A 14868-nucleotide genomic window follows, 5' to 3' on the forward strand; every position below is an offset into this window, starting at 1 on the left:
AAGATGGCAAGCGAGACTCTGACCACCCAGCCCACCGAGGAGCAGATCCGGCGGGCGCCGAAGGTGCTGCTGCACGACCACCTCGACGGGGGCCTGCGCCCGGCCACCGTCGTCGAGCTGGCCCGGGACGCCGGGTACGACCGGCTGCCGGAGACCGACCCCGAGGCGCTGGGCCGCTGGTTCCGCGACGCGGCCGACTCCGGGACGCTGGAGCGGTACCTGGAGACGTTCACGCACACCGTGGCCGTGATGCAGACCCGCGAGGCGCTGATCCGCGTCGCCGCCGAGTGCGCCGAGGACCTGGCCGCCGACGGCGTCATCTACGCCGAGGTGCGCTACGCCCCCGAGCAGCACCTGGACAGCGGGCTGAGCCTGGAAGAGGTGGTCCGGGCGGTGAACGACGGCTTCCGCGAGGGCGAGCGCCGGGCCCGCGCGGCCGGGTACCGCATCCGGGTCACCGCCTTGCTGACCGCCATGCGGCACGCCGCCCGCTCGCTGGAGATCGCCGAGCTGGCCAACCGCTTCCGCGACGAGGGCGTGGCCGGGTTCGACATCGCGGGCGCCGAGGCCGGCTACCCCCCCACCCGGCACCTGGACGCGTTCGAGTACCTGAAGCGGGAGAATTACCACTTCACCATCCACGCCGGTGAGTCTTTCGGCCTGCCGTCGATCTGGCAGGCGCTCCAGTGGTGCGGCGCGGACCGCCTCGGACACGGCGTGCGCATCACCGACGACGTGAAGGTCGCCGACGACGGCACCGTGGAGCTGGGCCGACTGGCCGCCTACGTCCGCGACAAGCGCGTTCCGCTGGAGATGTGCCCGACGTCGAACCTCCAGACCGGCGCCGCCACCTCCTACGCCGAGCACCCGATCGGGCTGCTGCGCAAGCTGCACTACCGGGTCACGGTCAACACCGACAACCGGCTGATGAGCGGCACCAGCATGACGAACGAGTTCGCCCACCTGGTGCGCACGTTCGGTTACACGCTGGACGACATGCAGTGGTTCACCGTCAATGCCATGAAATCAGCGTTCATTCCTTTCGATGAACGTCTAGCCATGATCAACGACGTGATCAAGCCCGGTTACGCGGAGCTGAAGTCGGCCTGGCTGTTCCGGCAGACGGCCGCCGAACGCGGCGTGACCAGCGCACTTACCGACTCCGAAGGCTGAACCTGCCCCCGGTGCGCAAGGGTGCTGCCGGTGCGGGGAGGCGCCGTCAGCACCCGCCGCGCACGGCGTTCCGGTGTTTGCGGCCGCATCGGGGCGGTCACTACGTTCTGCTGACTATGAGCCAGGGAACCACCAGCAAGACTCTGGGCGTCGCCGTGCTGGGCGCCGCCATGGCCGCGACCGCTGCGGGCACCGCCAACGCCGCCCCCCAGGAGGCGGCCGCCACCGGGGTCGTCAGTGAGACGCAGGACTTCAGCCTCCAGGACCGGCTGATGAGCCTGCCCGTGCACATGGCCTACGCGGCCGGTCACCTGTCCGAGGACATGGCCGGGTCGATGCAGGGCGGCGCCGAGCGCGCCGCGCACGAGCGCGAGGCCGACCGGCTGCTCGGCGGCCTGCCGATCCTGGGCCCGGTGCTGGAGGGCGCCAGCGGCGGCGGCCTGCCCACCGAGTCCCTTATCGGCAGCGCCCTGCCGACTGGCGACTTCAACAGCGGCACCAACTCGCTCGGCTCGCTGCCCACCGGCAACCTCGGGCTGTAGCGCCGCCTCACCCCCGCAGACCCGAAGGGCGGGCCGGTCACTCCGGCCCGCCCTTCCTCACGCCCGCGCCCGGGACGGCTCCCGTGGGCGTTTGGGGGCGCACACCTCACCATGTGCCGGGGCGGTCCTCCTGCGGCAGCAGAATCCACAGCGCGATGTAGAGGAGGAACTGGGGGCCGGGCAGCAGGCACGAGACCACGAAGATGATCCGCATCGTCGTGGCGGAGACCCCGAAGCGGCGCGCGAGGCCCGCGCACACTCCGGCGATCATCCGCCCCTGACGCGGCCGGGAGATCCCTGACGTGACGGCCATGACCTGACTCCTTCACAGTGGTTTCCGGCGCGTTGTGCGCCATATGTCCAACGTACGGCCGCCGCCCGCCCGGTGCGTCGGTCTACGGGGCGATGCCGACCCTGGCCGCTCTCGGGGTCCGTCCCCCAGGGGTGTCCTCCGCGCGGCGGAACGGCGGCCGACCGCTCTCCTCCCGGCGGCGCACGGTCACCGTGGCCCGCGCCGCCGGTTCACGCGCCGCGAGCCGCCGCAGGCCGCCGCGCAGCACCGGGTAGAGCGCCAGCTGGGCAACGCCCGCGCCGACGGTGTTCAGCAGCACCGCGTCCACGTTGCCGGTCTGCCCCGGCACCGAGGTGCGCGTCACCTCCAGCAGGCACGCCAGCGCCGCCACGGCGGTCACCGTGCGCAGGAACGACGCCAGCCATGGCCTGAGCGCGCCCGAGGCCAGTGGCAGCAGCACGCCGAGCGGGGCGAGCAGCAGCAGGTCACCGCCCAGCGCGGTCAGCGCCTCGCGCGGACCGGACGCCCACGGGGTCCGCAGCGTCGCGAACACCGTCACGTTGGCGGGCTCCACCCACGGCACCGTGCGGGGACGCAGCGTCAGCGCCCCCGCCACTACCAGGTAGCCGACGAGCAGGACGCGGCTCGCGCTTCGGACGCGGAGCGCGGCGCCGCCTTCGGTGCTGCCTTCGGTATGCCAAGGTTGCACAGGGGCCACGCAGCAACGACGTTCACCCGGACCACGCCGGTTCCCGGCGTTGCGCCGTCCGGGGGTTTCACGGCGTGAGCGTCGCCCGCTCGGCCGATCCGTCCCCGTCCGCGCTGGTGCGCAGGGCGACGTCGCACTCGTACCGCCGCACCTGGGTGCCGTCCGCACCCGCGTCGCCCGCGCTCGTGTCGCCCGCTTCGGCGTCATCCGCTTCGGCCCCGTCCGGGCTGGGGGTGGCGTCCGGGTCCGGCGCGGGGCCGCCTAGCAGGACGCCGCCCGCGCGGTCGGCGAGCGAGGTGTCCGCGTAGGTGCACACCAGCTGGGCCAGCGCGGAGGACGGCAGCGCGGCGGGCGGACGGCTCAGCCGCAGCGCCTCCGGGTCGTCCGGGTCCGCCGGTCCGGTCACCCGCAGGTCGTCGGGCACGGCGGTGGTGAACCCGGCCGCGCGCTCCCGCTCGACCGGGGGCTGGCGCAGCTGGTCGAGCAGCGTGCGGGCCAGGGTGAGCCGGTCGGCCTGGCTGTCACCCGACGGCAGCTCGACCGCGCGCCGCACATCGACGACGCGCCCGCTGCACACCAGCGAGACGCGCACCTCGCGCGTGCCGGGCCGGGGCGAGGCGCCGGTCTCGCGCACCCCGCACGCGACCCGGGACGGCGCCGGACCCGCGTCCACCGGCACCGGGGTGGCCCGGATGCCGCAGCCGGCGACGGCCGCCACCAGCGCCAGCGCCCCCGCACCCAGCCGCACCGCCCGCGCGGCTCGCACTGTCCGTGCGCCCCGGCCCGTCCACGCGTCCTGGCCCGTCCACACGGCGCGCCCCGTCCGCGCGCCCCGGCCCGTCCGCTGCTGCTCGTCTGGCTGCGCGTTCACCGCTCTCACCTGCCGTCCTCGCCGTCCCAGCGCGCCGTGGGGGTGTCCCCGGCCTCGCACGCGTCCTGCGGCTCCGCTGTCTCCTGATCGAGCCCGCTCGCGTCCCGGGGCAGCCGTATGGTGAAGACGGCGCCGCCGCCGGGCGCGTTGCGCGCGGTGATCCGCCCGCCGTGGATATGCGCGTTCTCCTGCGCGATGGACAGCCCCAGCCCGCTCCCCTCCGACCGGGGCCGGGACGCGCTGGCCTTGTAGAACCGGTCGAAGACGTGCGGCAGCACCTCGCCGGGGATGCCCGGACCCCGGTCGGCCACCTCCACGACGAGCACCTCACCGGCCCCGCCGGTCTGCTCGGTGCGTACCGCGACGCGGACCGGGGAACCGCCGTGCTTGAGCGCGTTGCCGATGAGGTTGGCCAGGATGACGTCCAGCCGCCTCGGGTCCAGCCGGGCGCGGATGCCCAGTGGGGCGTCCAGTTCCACGGCGTCCAGCCAGGCGCGGGCGTCCATGCAGGCCATGACCAGCTCGGCCACGTCCACGTCGTCCAGCACCAGCCGGGCCGTGCCCGCGTCGAAGCGGGTCACCTCCATCAGGTTCTCCACCAGGTCGCCCAGGCGCCGGGTCTCGCTGACGACGAGCTGGACGGCGGGGGCGATCATCGGGTCCAGGTTCTCGCTCTCCTCCTCCAGCACCTCCGTCACCGCCGAGATCGCGGTGAGCGGCGTGCGCAGCTCGTGCGACATGTCGGCGACGAACCGGCGGCTGGACTGCTCGCGCGCGCTCAGCTCCGCCACCCGCCGCTCCAGCGACGCCGCAGCGGAGTTGAACGTGCGCGAGAGGTCGGCGAGTTCGTCGTTGCCGGACACCGTCAGCCGGGTGTCCAGCTTGCCCTCACCCAGCCGCCGGGCCGCGTCACCCAGCCGCTGCACCGGACGCAGCACCGTGGACGCCGCCGCCTGCGCCAGCAGCACCGAGCCGACCAGCGCGAGCGCGGAGGCGATGGCCAGCGACCAGGCCAGCGAGTTGAGGTCGTCCTGCTCCGGTTCCAGCGACTTCAGCAGGTAGCCCGTAGGGCCGTCCCCGATCACCGTCGCGCCCGCGACCAGGTAAGGCGTGTCACCCTGGGTGACGCGCTGCCAGTACAGGTGGTGGGGCGCGGAGTTGGCCTCGTCCACCGCGCGTTCCTCGCGCACCGCCTCGCGCAGGGTGCCGGGCACGTCGGCGAGGGTGAAGGCGTCGTCGGAGGTGACCTGGCAGCGCCCGCCTCCGCCGTCCTGGTCGATGAGCAGCACCGCGTAGTTCTGCGTGGTGTCGGCCATCGCGTTGGCGGCGTCGCGCAGCTGGTCGCAGCGCGGACCCGGTGGCAGGGTCCCGGCGTGGTCGCCGAGCATCTTGCGGAAGTCGTCCAGCGCCGCGTCCTGCGCCCGCGTCAACACCGCCTCCCGGTTCAGCCAGTAGGAGATGCCACTGACGACGACCGCGGCCGACAGCGCGGCGACCGCGAACACCACCACCAGCCGCAGCCGCAGGCTGGGCAGCATCCCGGCGAGCCAGCCGCGCACCCGGCGGCCCGGGCGCGGGCTCACTGCGGTGCGTCCAGCCGGTATCCCACGCCGCGCACGGTACGGATCAGGGTGGGCGAGGACGGTACGTCCTCCACCTTGGCGCGCAGCCGCTGGACGCAGGCGTCCACCAGGCGGGAGTCGCCCAGGTAGTCGTGCTCCCACACCAGCCGCAGCAACTGCTGCCGGGACAGCGCCTGACCGGGACGGCGGCTCAGCTCCAGCAGCAGCCGCAGTTCGGTCGGCGTGAGCTGGAGGTCCGCGCCGCCCTTGGTGACGGTCATCGCGGCGCGGTCGATGGTGATGCTGCCGAAGGTGGCCGAGTCGCTGGCCTCGCGCTCGCCGCGCCGCATCACCGCGCGGATGCGGGCGTCCAGCACCCGGCCCTGCACGGGCTTGACGACGTAGTCGTCCGCGCCGGACTCCAGGCCCACGACGACGTCGATGTCGTCGCTGCGCGCCGTGAGCAGGATGATCGGCAGCTGGTCGGTGTGCCGGATGCGGCGACAGACCTCGAAGCCGTCGATGCCGGGCAGCATCACGTCCAGCACGATCAGGTCAGGCCGCTGCTCGCGCAGCAGGGTGAGGCCGTCCTCACCGGAGGCGGCGGTCACCACCCGGTGGCCCTGCCGGGTCAGGCCCATCTCCAGGGCGGTGCGCACCGCGTCGTCGTCCTCGATCAGCAACAGGAAAGCCACGGACGTCATTCTGGCCCATCCCGCCCCTCGCGTTCGACCGCTGGGCGACCTTGTGGCGACCTCGGGGCGCCAGGGGCGCGGGAGCGTTGTGACAGCGCTGTGACGTTCGGGGGACTCCCTCATGAAACTGGTCCGGCAGTGTGTTCTTCACACGGCAAGCCCACCGGCTGGCTGAACGAGGGAGGCGCGAGATGACGACAGCACTGCGGGACCTGCGCGGGCACCACGGGACGATCACCCCGTCCGCCCCGGCGTCTCTGTCGTCCGCACCGGCGTCCGCACCAGCGTCCGCCGGGCACGGTGGCACGGTGGTTCACACGCGCCGCCACCCCGCTTCGGTTCCCGGCGCCCGGCGAACCGTCGAGAACTCCGGTGCCGTGGGCGGGCGGGGGTGCGCCCGCGGCACCGGTCGGCAGCGTCAGAGCGCACACCTCGCGGTCGTCCCGGCCGGGGGCGGCGCGCGGGCGGCGTCCGCCGAGGTGGCCGGCCCCGTCCCGGCGCCCGGCTCGGAGTCCGCCCCCGTCCGCGAGGCGGAGTTCACCGCCTACGTCCGCGAACGCCGGGCGTCGCTGCTGGCCACTGCCTACCACCTCACCGGGGACCGGTACGAGGCCGAGGACCTGCTCCAGGGCGCGCTGCTGGCCACCTACCGGGCCTGGGACCGGATCAGCGACAAGGCCGCCCTCGGCGGCTACCTGCGCCGCACGATGACCAACCTGCACATCAGCGCCTGGCGGCGGCGCAAGCTCAACGAGTACCCGACCGAGGAGCTGCCGGAGACCCCGTCCACCGGGGACCTGGACGCGATGCGCGGCACGGAGTTGCGCACGGTGCTGTGGCAGGCGCTGGCCCGGCTGCCCGAGTTGCAGCGCACCATGCTTGTCCTGCGCTACTACGAGGGCCGCACCGACCCGGAGATCGCCGACGTCCTGAACATCAGCGTCGGCACGGTGAAGTCCGGCATCTGGCGCTCGCTGCGCCGGCTGCGGGATGACCAGGTGCTGGCCCAGGGCCGGGACCAGGAGGAATGCTTCGGCGAACTGGTCGCCTGACGGCGTCCGCTCGCCGAGGGCGCGTGCGGGGGAGCACGCCGGGGCAACGGGGAGACCGGGGGTTTCCGCGCGGACGGGACCCCTGGAACGGGGAGACGGGGGAACACGGCGGGTGCGGCTGGCCGGGGGGTCTGGCCGCACCCGCCGTGGCGCGTCCCGGGCCTGTCGCGGTCGCAGTCGCGGACCGGCGGACCGGCGCGCGGCTCACCCGGCGTGCGCGGGAACCCGTCAGCCGCTCGGCTCTGGCCAGCCTGGCTGGTCCCCTCAGCCCCGCTCAGTCCCGCTCAGTCCCGTGCGTCCGCCCGCTGCCGTGCCCGGCGGACGCGACGGTGACTCCACGCCAGCAGCGCGAACAGCACCACGGCGGAGACGATCAGACTCGATCCGGCGCTCCAGCCGTTGAACGGCAGCCACGGCAGCAGCTGAAGGCCCAGCACCACGCCCGCACCGACGAGCCCGAGCCCTACCAGCACGGACCCGGCGATCCGCCACGGCGAGGAGACGCTGTCCTCGGCCGCCCGCATCGCCCGCAGCCGCACCGGCTCCTCGAACCGGGCGACGGACGGCACGGCGCGCCCCAGCAGCACCACGCCGACGAACACGAGCAGCAGGCCAGGACCGGGTAGCACCAGCAGGGCGACGCCCGTCAGCAGCACCACGGACCCCATCGCGACCAGCCCCACGCGCTTGACATGTCCCACGTTGCGTGTCCCGTCTGTCCCGTTCTCCGGTGCGTCCACCCGCGCCACGGTATGCGGGTGCCGCCCCGAGCCCGCGACGGCGCACGGCCCCTCGCTGGTTCCGTTGCGTTGCCGGAGTCGCAGAGCAGCAGAGCAGCGGAGCCGCTGGGCGGGGAACCTGGGAAGAGGGCCGTGCGCAGGGGCGCGCCGTGGATGGCTGCGGGGTTAGGTGGCGGGTCCGGCGGGCGCGGTGGCTGTGGCTGTGGCGTTCGCGGTGCCGGGGGTGTCCACGGTGCCCACCGGGGCGGTGTCCACCGGGGTGGTGTCCACGACGGTCGCCGCCCGCATCCGGCGGTGACTCCACACCAGCAGGGCGAACAGGATCAGGCCGGAGACCATCAGGCTGCACCCGGTGGGCCACCCGGCGAACGGCAGTTCGGGGAAGACGCCCGCGACGACGCCCGCGCTGATCAGCGACAGGCCCATGAGCACCGACCCGGCGACGCGCCACCACGAGGACACGCTGTCCTCGGCGGCCTTCATCGCGCGGGCCCGTATCGGCTCCACGTGCCGGTGCAGCGAGGGAACGGCCTTGGCGAGCAGCACCATTCCGGCCAGTACGAGCAGCAGTCCGGGACCCGGCAGGACGAGCAGCGCCAGGCCGGTCGCCAGCAGCACGCTACCGATCGTTATCAGCACGACCCGCTTGAGGTGTCCCACGTTCCCCGTCCCGCCCTTCGCTCACCTTGCGCACGTACCGGCCCACCGTAAAGGGGACGCCGGGATGGCCGGTAATCCCTCGCACGACAGTTTTCTCACGGCCGAGACCCCTGGCGCCCCACCGCACCCGTACGGACGTTCACCCTCCCGGCCCGGTTGCCTGACCTGGTGTGGCCGATGTCACGCCGCCCGCCCGCTGGCCGTCCCCTCCCGCCGCGCGAGCTACGGCAGCACGGTGAACGCGGGCACGTGGCGGGGCCAGCATGCCTCCACTGCGCAAAAGGTGGGCGCGGTGGAAGTCTTACCCGGTCACGCCACGGCCGGGGTGTGGTGGGCGGCTGTGATGCGGGTGAGGGCTTCCGGGGCGCGGCAGGGGTGGGCGCCCAGGGCCACGTGCTGGGCGACGATGCCGGGTTCCGCACGCATCAGGCGCCACCCGCGCGCCAGCAGCACCGGCAGCGGCTTGCGGCTCTCACGGACGTCGCGCAGCAGGCGGCGGCGGAACGTCGTCGCGGGACGGCCGCGCAGGCACAGGACGTCGGCCAGCAGGCCCAGTTCACGGCAGCGGGTGGCGATCTCGGCGGCGAAGATGCCCTCGGCGAGAAACAGGCGGCCCCCCTCCAGCCGCACGTCGGCGGTGCCGGTGCGGGCGCTGGCGCCGATGTCGTACACCGGCACCGCCGCGCGCCCCCGCGTGCACAGGCTGTGGACGGCGGCGGTGGCGGCGTCGGCGTCCCAGGAGGCCGGGGCGTCCCAGTCGGTGCCGCCACCGGGCAGCTGGGGCAGCGAGGGGTCGCCGCCCTCCTTGTAGAAGTCATCCAGCCGCAGGACCGGCAGGCCCGTGCGGGCGGCGAGCGAGGACTTCCCCGACCCGGAGGGGCCGGTCAGCAGGATCACGCGGGCGGTGTCGGTCACGAGGAGCCATGGTCCCGCATTCACCCATCCGGGTGACACCTCGGGGGCCTGGAGGTGAACGGGACGTCCCTCCTCCACTACGCTCCGGGCCTGCCCCCTTACTCATCGTCGAACCCGGACAGGTGGCTCATGGCCTCGCACGCCCGACACGCCCGCCCCCGCACCCCCCAGCTCGTGCGCGCGGGCCTCACCCTCTCCGCCGCCGCTGCCGCCGCCCTCGGCGCCACCGGGTCCGCGCAGGCGGACGTGCTCAGCCCCGACGCGCTCAGCCCCGAGTCGCTGAGCGCCGCCACCGATGGCGTGGGCACGGCGCTCGGTCACACCGTCGCCCCGCTCACCGACCTGCGCCTGAACCCGCTCGGCGGCACCGGCACCGACCCGCTGGACAACTCCGTGGGCACCCAGGTCGCCGACTTCCAGACCGTCAGCACCGCCCCGCTGACCGAGCCCCTGAGCGAGGGCGGCGCCTCCGTGGACAGCCTCGTCACCCCGGTCATCTCGCTGCTCGGCCCCTGACGCGCGGCGCCCCGCTCCCCGGACGGCGGGGGAGCGGGGCGGGTCGGCGGGGGTGCCCGCGGCGCGCGTCGGCACGCGGCACCCCGGGGCGCCGGGCGGTGTCAGGACGCGCCCGGCGGCGTCAGTACGCGGAGCCGGAGGCGCCCAGCGAGCCGGTGGGGTGCCAGACGGTCTTCGTCTCCAGCAGGGCCAGCATGCGCTCGGTGCCCGGGTCGGCGGTGAAGGACTCGCCGGTGCGCGGGCGGATGACGCGCTTGAGGTTGTCCGCCGCCGCGATCTCCAGCTCCCGGGCCAGCCCGGCGTCGGCGCCGGTCAGGTCGATGGCGTTGACGTCCTGGTGCGCGGCCAGCGGCGCGCCCAGCTCGGCCGGACGCCCCGACAGCACACTGACGACACCGCCGGGCACGTCCGAGGTGGCCAGCACCTCCGCCAGCGACAGCGCGGGCAGCGGCGCCGTCTCACTGGGCACGACGACGACCGTGTTGCCCGTGACGATCGCGGGCGCGAGCACCGACACCAGGCCCAGGAAGGCGCTGGCGCGCGGCGCGAGCACGGCGACGACGCCCGTCGGCTCCGGCGTGGAGAGGTTGAAGTACGGCCCGGCCACCGGGTTCGCGCCGCCCGCGACCTGGGCGATCTTGTCGGACCAGCCCGCGTACCACACCCAGCGGTCGATCGCGGCGTCCACCTCGGCCGCCGCCTTCGCCTTCGACAGCCCCGAGCCCGCCGCCACCTCGGCGGTGAACTGCTCGCGGCGGCCCTCCAGCATCTCCGCCACCCGGTACAGCACCTGGCCGCGGTTGTAGGCCGTCGCGCCCGACCAGCCGCCGAACGCCTTGCGCGCGGCGAGAACCGCGTCCCGGGCGTCCTTGCGGGAGGCCAGCGGCGCGTTGGCGAGCCAGTTGCCCTTGGGGTCGGTCACCTCGTACACCCGTCCGCTCTCGGAACGGGGGAACTTGCCCCCGATGAACAGCTTGTACGTCTTGAGGACAGCCAGCCGTGCGGGTCGCTCAGAGCGCTCAGACATCGAGGTACGCCTCCAGACCGTGACGGCCGCCCTCGCGGCCGAAGCCCGACTCCTTGTAGCCGCCGAACGGCGAGGTCGGGTCGAACTTGTTGAACGTGTTCGCCCACACCACGCCCGCGCGGAGCTGGTTCGCCATCGCCAGGATGCGCGACCCCTTCTCCGTCCAGATGCCCGCCGACAGGCCGTACGGGGTGTTGTTGGCCTTGGCCACCGCCTCGTCCGGGGTGCGGAACGTCAGCACCGACAGCACGGGGCCGAAGATCTCGTCGCGCGCGATGGTGTGCGCCTGGGTGACGCCGGTGAACAGCGTCGGCGCGAACCAGAAACCGGAGCCGGGCAGCTCGCACGGAGCGGACCAGCGCTCGGCGCCCTCGGCCTCACCGGTGTCGGCGAGCGCGGTGATGCGGGCGAGCTGCTCGGCGGAGTTGACCGCGCCGACGTCGGTGTTCTTGTCCAGCGGGTCGCCGACGCGCAGGGTGGCCAGGCGCCGCTTGAGCGCGTCCAGCAGTTCCCCTTGCACCGACTCCTGCACCAGCAGCCGCGAGCCCGCGCAGCACACCTGGCCCTGGTTGAAGAAGATGCCGTTCACGATGCCCTCGACGGCCTGGTCGATCGGCGCGTCGTCGAAGACGATGTTCGCGCCCTTGCCGCCGAGTTCGAGCGTGAGCTTCTTGCGGGTCCCGGCCACGGTGCGGGCGATCTCCTTGCCCACGCCGGTGGAGCCGGTGAACGCCACCTTGGCCACGTCCTCGTGGGCGACCAGCGCCGCCCCGGTGGCGCCGTCACCGGTGACGATGTTCACGACGCCACGGGGAAGCCCCGCCTGGCGGCAGACGTCGGCGAAGAACAGCGCGGACAGCGGCGTCGTCTCGGCGGGCTTGAGCACCACCGTGTTGCCGGTGGCCAGGGCCGGGGCGATCTTCCACGCCAGCATCAGCAGCGGGAAGTTCCACGGGATGACCTGCCCGGCCACGCCCAGCGGCCTCGGCGCCGGGCCGAAACCCGCGTGCGCGAGCTTGTCGGCCCACCCGGCGTAGTAGAAGAAGTGCGCGGCGACGAGGGGGAGGTCGGCGTCGCGGGTCTCGCGGATCGGCTTGCCGTTGTCCAGCGTCTCCAGCACCGCCAGCTCGCGCGAACGCTCCTGGAGGATGCGGGCGATGCGGAACAGGTACTTGCCGCGCTCGGCCCCCGGCAGCGCGGACCAGGCCGGGAAGGCGCGGGCAGCGGCCTGCACGGCGGCGTCCACATCCTCCGCGCTCGCCTGCGCGACCTCCGAGAGCACCTCCTCCGTCGCCGGGGAGATCGTCTTGAACACCTTGCCGCCGGTGGCCTCGCGGAAGGCGCCGTCGATGAACAGGCCGTAGGACGGCGCGATCTCGACGACGGCGCGGGACTCGGGCGCCGGGGCGTACTCGAAGGCGCCGTGCGGCGTGTCGCGTGGGTTGTCGTGAGCCATGTGCCTCAGTCCACCGTTACGTAGTCGGGACCGGAGTAGCGCCCGGTGCGCAGCTTCTGGCGCTGCATGAGCAGGTCGTTGAGCAGGCTGGACGCGCCGAAGCGGAACCAGTGGTCCGACAGCCAGTCCTCACCCAGCGTCTCGTTGACCATCACCAGGTACGTGATCGCGTCCTTGCTGGTGCGGATGCCGCCCGCCGGCTTCACGCCCACCTGGCGGCCACTCTCGCGGCGGAAGTCGCGCACCGCCTCCATCAGCAGCAGCGTGTTCGGCCGGGTGGCGTTGACGGCGACCTTGCCGGTGGAGGTCTTGACGAAGTCCGCCCCGGCGAGCATGGCCAGCCAGGACACGCGGCGGATGTTGTCGTACGTGGACAGCTCGCCCGTCTCGAAGATCACCTTCAGCCGGGCCGCGCCGCACGCGTCCTTGACGGCGCGGATCTGCTCGTAGACCTCCAGATAGCGGCCGGCCAGGAACGCGCCCCGGTCGATCACCATGTCGATCTCGTCGGCACCGGCGGCGACGGCGTCCTTGGTGTCCGCCAGCTTCACCGGCAGCGCGGCGCGCCCGGCGGGGAACGCGGTGGCGACGGAGGCGACGCGCACGCCGCTGTCGCCCAGCGCCGCCTTCGCGTGACCCACCATGTCGGGGTACACGCAGATCGCGGCGACGTGCGGCGTGGCGCGGTCGGTCGGGTCCGGGGTGACGCCCTTGGCCGACAGCGCGCGCACCTTGCCGGGTGTGTCGGCGCCTTCCAGGGTCGTCAGGTCGATCATCGAGATGGCCAGGTCGATCGCGTACGCCTTGGCCGTCGTCTTGATGGAACGGGTGCCGAGAGCTGCTGCCCGTGCTTCCAGGCCGACGGAATCGACGCCGGGGAGCCCGTGCAGGAAACGGCGGAGCGCGGCGTCCGACGCGGTCACGTCAGCCAGCGCGCTCGCGGACTGGGGTGGCGATGAGGGCATGGTCACCAGCTGAGCATATCTACGCGCGTAGCGGAACGCCACCCCCTGTGCCCGTCCGCGCCCTGCGCCGCCGCCGGTCCTGCGGCGCTGTCCGTCCTGGCCGGGGAGTCCGGCCCGTACTGGCGGCCGAATACGCCGCCGTCCACCGGGGAAGAAGGTGCCCCGGCCGTGACGGGTCAGCCGGTGATGACGAGCATCAGGGCAGCGAGGGCGCCAAGGGCGGCGGGGGCGATGATCTCGTAGGCCCAGCGCACGGAGACGGGGCCGGTCTTCGCGGCGTTCTCCTCGGCCATCTTCTGCAGCGTGCTGACCGCCTCGTCGCTGGGGGACTGGCGCACGCCCGACTGGGGCTGCACCGGCCCGCCGAGCAGGCCCAGACCGCGCTTGCCCGGGGTCTCGCCAGCGGCCAGCCGGGCGTTGTGACGCTGGGCGCTGCGCCGGGCGCGCAGTGAGACCGGGAGCGCCCAGAGCTGGTACTTCTGGCCGTCGGCCAGCAGCTCGGTGGAATACCGGGCCCGCACCGCGTCCACCGCGCCCCACGGCACGGTGATCGTGCGGAACGGGTTGCGTACCAGCAGGCGCTCGGCACCGGCGTAGACGGCGGGGCGGAGGGTGAAGGCGACGATCAGGGGGACCGCACACAGCAGCGCGGCAGCGGCCGTCAACGGGGTACGGCCCTCGCCGCTCAGCACGGCCTCGCCGCCGAGCCAGAGCGTGATGGCCAGCAGAATCACTCCGCTGGCCACGGCGCCCCAGGGCCGGTAGCGGCGGTCGGCGTACTGCGGCTCCTGCTCACTCGTCATGCGCACGATTCTGCCTGACCGCCCGCATCCCGGGCCTCTCAGTCCGGCAACATCCGCGTCTCTCCCACTCCCTCCGCTGCCATCGTCGCCGAGCCCTCGGCTGCTGCGGTCCAGGTGCTTCTCGCCCGCGCCGTGCGTACCGTCGCCATCTCGTACCGGCCGCGCAGGGCCACCACGTCGTGGAACACGTGGTGCGTGAGGACATGGCCCCCTCAGTCAATCGTCGCCGACGAAGAGGTCGAGCTCGTGTACGAGGGCCTGGGCGAGTTCCGTTTGCTGGCCAGAGTCGATGCGGGCCTGGGCCTTCCGGCGGACACCTGACCACCAGCCCCAGCTCCGGCGAAGACCAGGAAGGAGGACCACCCGCAGCACACCGGACCCCGTGAAAGCCCGGCGCAGCCGCAGCGTCACGCGAAGTCCCCGCCCGACACCCCCGGGAACAAAACGGGGTGAACCGATCACCTCAACGAGCAGAGACCACCGCTGACGAATCGAGGTCAAGCAGGAGTACGTGTTGTACAATCATGCGCGTCCAGTGGAGATGTGGCTGACCACCACACAGAGGAGGATCTCATACGTTGCCGAATATCTATGGCTGTCCTGATTACTTCCTCTGCGCTTATTCTGGGAGCAGCAACACCAGTCACTGCGGCAAGTGACGAGGCTGGCCAGCCGGACTGGGACAACCTGCCCAGCAGCGTTCGTATCTCTGCTGAAGATCCTTCGGGATCTCACTTTTCAGCGCAAGCAGCGCAATGCGGTAACACATGCTGCGACTTCACAGCCCACAGGCCACATAATTCGCACCACAGCGATGGTCGCACCAATGAGCGGATCTCATCGTGACCGGTTCGGGTGACGGGGTGCCCGTGACGTGGCGAAGCTCCTCG

General features: G+C 73.0%; 17 protein-coding genes. 5 read left to right on the plus strand and 12 right to left on the minus strand.

The features are described 5' to 3' along the window. The first annotated feature begins 3 nt into the window (after positions 1-3). Complete coding sequence (locus JJV70_RS20050) at positions 4-1173, plus strand: adenosine deaminase (protein ID WP_219049421.1); 1170 nt, start codon at positions 4-6, stop codon at positions 1171-1173. A 116-nt stretch (positions 1174-1289) separates the two neighbouring features. Next, entirely contained in the window at positions 1290-1715 is a 426-nt protein-coding gene (locus tag JJV70_RS20055; RefSeq protein ID WP_219049422.1) for a hypothetical protein, read from the plus strand. Between the two features lie 106 nt (positions 1716-1821). Here the strand turns inward: JJV70_RS20055 and JJV70_RS20060 are convergent, their stop codons facing one another. The 5 genes from JJV70_RS20060 to JJV70_RS20075 form a co-directional block, all read right to left on the minus strand. After that, positions 1822-2028, minus strand: coding sequence for a PspC domain-containing protein (locus JJV70_RS20060; RefSeq protein ID WP_219049423.1), 207 nt, complete (start codon positions 2026-2028; stop codon positions 1822-1824). An 82-nt stretch (positions 2029-2110) separates the two neighbouring features. After that, positions 2111-2725 carry a VanZ family protein gene (locus JJV70_RS20065; RefSeq protein WP_308294917.1) on the minus strand — a complete coding sequence of 205 codons (615 nt, stop codon included), beginning with the start codon at positions 2723-2725 and terminating at the stop codon, positions 2111-2113. Positions 2726-2783: 58 nt separating this feature from the next. After that, complete coding sequence (locus JJV70_RS23425) at positions 2784-3587, minus strand: hypothetical protein (protein ID WP_308294918.1); 804 nt, start codon at positions 3585-3587, stop codon at positions 2784-2786. 5 nt (positions 3588-3592) lie between these two features. Beyond that, positions 3593-5269, minus strand: coding sequence for an ATP-binding protein (locus JJV70_RS20070; RefSeq protein WP_374227319.1), 1677 nt, complete (start codon positions 5267-5269; stop codon positions 3593-3595). Beyond that, entirely contained in the window at positions 5167-5844 is a 678-nt protein-coding gene (locus tag JJV70_RS20075; protein ID WP_219049425.1) for a response regulator transcription factor, read from the minus strand. Before JJV70_RS20075 ends, JJV70_RS20070 begins: the two co-directional genes overlap by 103 nt. 191 nt (positions 5845-6035) lie before the next feature. On the opposite strand from JJV70_RS20075, the gene JJV70_RS20080 reads away from it, so the two are divergent. Next, positions 6036-6896: a SigE family RNA polymerase sigma factor gene (locus JJV70_RS20080; protein WP_219049426.1), complete on the plus strand. Its 861-nt coding sequence runs from the start codon at positions 6036-6038 to the stop codon at positions 6894-6896. 284 nt (positions 6897-7180) lie between these two features. On the opposite strand, the gene JJV70_RS20085 is transcribed toward JJV70_RS20080, so the two are convergent. The 3 genes from JJV70_RS20085 to JJV70_RS20095 form a co-directional block, all read right to left on the minus strand. Continuing rightward, positions 7181-7597, minus strand: a complete 417-nt coding sequence (locus JJV70_RS20085) for a PGPGW domain-containing protein (RefSeq protein WP_308294919.1) — start codon at positions 7595-7597, stop codon at positions 7181-7183. A gap of 204 nt (positions 7598-7801) precedes the next feature. Further along, a complete protein-coding gene (locus tag JJV70_RS20090) occupies positions 7802-8296 on the minus strand; it encodes a DUF3325 family protein (RefSeq protein WP_219049427.1) in 495 nt (164 codons plus the stop codon). Between the two features lie 309 nt (positions 8297-8605). After that, a complete protein-coding gene (locus JJV70_RS20095; RefSeq protein WP_308294920.1) occupies positions 8606-9211 on the minus strand; it encodes an ATP-binding protein in 606 nt (201 codons plus the stop codon). Positions 9212-9340: 129 nt separating this feature from the next. On the opposite strand from JJV70_RS20095, the gene JJV70_RS20100 reads away from it, so the two are divergent. After that, the gene (locus tag JJV70_RS20100; protein ID WP_219049429.1) at positions 9341-9727 is read left to right on the plus strand and encodes a hypothetical protein; all 387 of its coding nucleotides are present in this window, start codon (positions 9341-9343) and stop codon (positions 9725-9727) included. 121 nt (positions 9728-9848) lie between these two features. Here the strand turns inward: JJV70_RS20100 and JJV70_RS20105 are convergent, their stop codons facing one another. The 4 genes from JJV70_RS20105 to JJV70_RS20120 form a co-directional block, all read right to left on the minus strand. After that, positions 9849-10754: an aldehyde dehydrogenase gene (locus tag JJV70_RS20105; RefSeq protein WP_219049430.1), complete on the minus strand. Its 906-nt coding sequence runs from the start codon at positions 10752-10754 to the stop codon at positions 9849-9851. After that, positions 10747-12210 carry an aldehyde dehydrogenase family protein gene (locus JJV70_RS20110; protein ID WP_219049431.1) on the minus strand — a complete coding sequence of 488 codons (1464 nt, stop codon included), beginning with the start codon at positions 12208-12210 and terminating at the stop codon, positions 10747-10749. Before JJV70_RS20110 ends, JJV70_RS20105 begins: the two co-directional genes overlap by 8 nt. 5 nt (positions 12211-12215) lie before the next feature. Further along, complete coding sequence (deoC, locus tag JJV70_RS20115) at positions 12216-13175, minus strand: deoxyribose-phosphate aldolase (protein WP_219049442.1); 960 nt, start codon at positions 13173-13175, stop codon at positions 12216-12218. A 176-nt stretch (positions 13176-13351) separates the two neighbouring features. Continuing rightward, positions 13352-13978 (minus strand): PH domain-containing protein, encoded by a 627-nt coding sequence (locus JJV70_RS20120; RefSeq protein WP_219049432.1) that lies wholly within the window; start codon positions 13976-13978, stop codon positions 13352-13354. A gap of 195 nt (positions 13979-14173) precedes the next feature. Between JJV70_RS20120 and JJV70_RS22980 the strand changes: the two genes are divergently transcribed. Continuing rightward, complete coding sequence (locus JJV70_RS22980; RefSeq protein ID WP_257574264.1) at positions 14174-14299, plus strand: hypothetical protein; 126 nt, start codon at positions 14174-14176, stop codon at positions 14297-14299. Positions 14300-14868 lie beyond the last annotated feature (569 nt).

Source organism: Streptomyces sp. JJ66, assembly GCF_019303495.1.
In the GTDB taxonomy this organism is placed as follows: Bacteria; Actinomycetota; Actinomycetes; order Streptomycetales; family Streptomycetaceae; genus Streptomyces.

Bases quoted from the DNA above. Each gene is read 5' to 3' on its own strand.
- JJV70_RS20050 (WP_219049421.1), top strand. From the start codon at position 4: ATGGCAAGCGAGACTCTGACCACCCAGCCCACCGAGGAGCAGATCCGG.
- JJV70_RS20055 (WP_219049422.1), top strand. From the start codon at position 1,290: ATGAGCCAGGGAACCACCAGCAAGACTCTGGGCGTCGCCGTGCTGGGC.
- JJV70_RS20060 (WP_219049423.1), bottom strand. From the start codon at position 2,028: ATGGCCGTCACGTCAGGGATCTCCCGGCCGCGTCAGGGGCGGATGATC.
- JJV70_RS20080 (WP_219049426.1), top strand. From the start codon at position 6,036: ATGACGACAGCACTGCGGGACCTGCGCGGGCACCACGGGACGATCACC.
- JJV70_RS20100 (WP_219049429.1), top strand. From the start codon at position 9,341: ATGGCCTCGCACGCCCGACACGCCCGCCCCCGCACCCCCCAGCTCGTG.
- JJV70_RS20105 (WP_219049430.1), bottom strand. From the start codon at position 10,754: ATGTCTGAGCGCTCTGAGCGACCCGCACGGCTGGCTGTCCTCAAGACG.
- JJV70_RS20110 (WP_219049431.1), bottom strand. From the start codon at position 12,210: ATGGCTCACGACAACCCACGCGACACGCCGCACGGCGCCTTCGAGTAC.
- deoC (WP_219049442.1), bottom strand. From the start codon at position 13,175: ATGCCCTCATCGCCACCCCAGTCCGCGAGCGCGCTGGCTGACGTGACC.
- JJV70_RS20120 (WP_219049432.1), bottom strand. From the start codon at position 13,978: ATGACGAGTGAGCAGGAGCCGCAGTACGCCGACCGCCGCTACCGGCCC.